General features: G+C 65.3%; 1 protein-coding gene. It reads right to left on the bottom strand.

Features of this window, described 5'->3' with window-relative positions; genetic code table 11:
* Positions 1-207 precede the first annotated feature (207 nt).
* Positions 208-1,197, bottom strand: coding sequence for an ABC transporter substrate-binding protein (locus tag GSQ89_RS16215; RefSeq protein ID WP_158926939.1), 990 nt, complete (start codon positions 1,195-1,197; stop codon positions 208-210).
* Positions 1,198-1,245 lie beyond the last annotated feature (48 nt).

Raw genomic sequence — 1,245 nt, 5'->3', positions numbered from 1 at the left:
CCAAACGTCGGAAGCTGAGTAGAATCAATACCGTGCGGCTTGTACAGCGAAATATTGCGTTCAGGACTCAAAAATCGTGCCAGACAGCCGTGGGCGCGTCCCGGCCATCCGCGCTTCGTCCGCCGGTGCGAAGATGGCCGGGACCAAGCCCGGCCATGACGGATACAGGGCGACGGTTGGCCACATCTTTGTCTCCCACCCCCAGCATCACACCTTGAACGTTTCCAGCGTGGCCGGGTGGAACAGTTCGTCCACGGTGACCAGGCGATCGGACAGGCCCTGGCGGTGGTGGTGGCGCAGGAAGGTTTCCAGCGTGTGGCGGTTCGGGGCGACGCCGTAGGGCCAGTAATCCTGGCCCATGAGTTCGCGCATCCGCAGCACATGCACCTCGACGAAGGGCAGCGTGGCCTTGGAGGCGGAATCGTCGGCCAGGCGTTCCAGGGCAAGGTTTTTTGAGGTCTCGAACGCTTTGTAGAGCGCGCCGGGCAGCCAGGGGTGTTGGTCGGCGATGGTCCGGCGAAGACCGAGCAGGTGCATGATGGGGAAGATTCGGGTGCGGCGGAAATAGTCGCTGCCGGCGGCGATCGGGTCGGGGAACAGCCAGCCGATGTTGGGGTCGGTGCCGAAGCCGGCGGGTGGACGGGGGGCGATGACGCCGTCGATCTCACCGCGTTCCAGCATTGCCGACAGGGTGGTGTCGGTGGGGGCGTCTTCGATGCGGATGTCGGGGGGCAGGTTGAGGGCGACTTTCTCGACGCGGCCGGGCTGATTCAGGCCGGCTCGCACCCAGGTGATGTCGGATGCCTTGACCCCGTGGTCGTCGTCCAGGATCGCCCTGGCCCATACGTTCGCGGTCAGTTGGTATTCGGGGACGCCGATGCGGCGGCCTCGCATGTCCTCGGGGCTGTCGATGCCCCGGTCGGTGCGGATGTAGATGGAGGTGTGGCGAAAGGCTCGGGATGGGAAGACCGGGACGCCGACATAGGGGTTGTCGGCGCGGGCGGTGCGCACCGAGAAGCTGCTGAGGGAGAGTTCGCAGACGTCGAACTCGGCCTGGCGCATGGCGCGGAAGAAGATTTCCTCGGGGGTGAGGCGCATGAAGACGGGGTCGACGCCGTCGATCTGGACGAAGCCGTCCATGAGCGGTCGCATGCGGTCGTAGTCGCCGACCGCGATTGATAGTCTGAGATTGGTCATGTGTCCGGCCCCCCTTTGCCTGTTGGGGCGGATTGTCTGCTGGCGGGG

The sequence above is a fragment of the Acidisphaera sp. S103 genome, assembly GCF_009765975.1.
Taxonomy (GTDB): Bacteria; Pseudomonadota; Alphaproteobacteria; order Acetobacterales; family Acetobacteraceae; genus Rhodopila.
This window is presented reverse-complemented; position numbering and strand designations above follow the sequence as displayed.

Excerpts from the sequence above, each read along its gene's own strand:
- GSQ89_RS16215 (WP_158926939.1), bottom strand. The coding sequence starts at position 1,197 with ATGACCAATCTCAGACTATCAATCGCGGTCGGCGACTACGACCGCATG.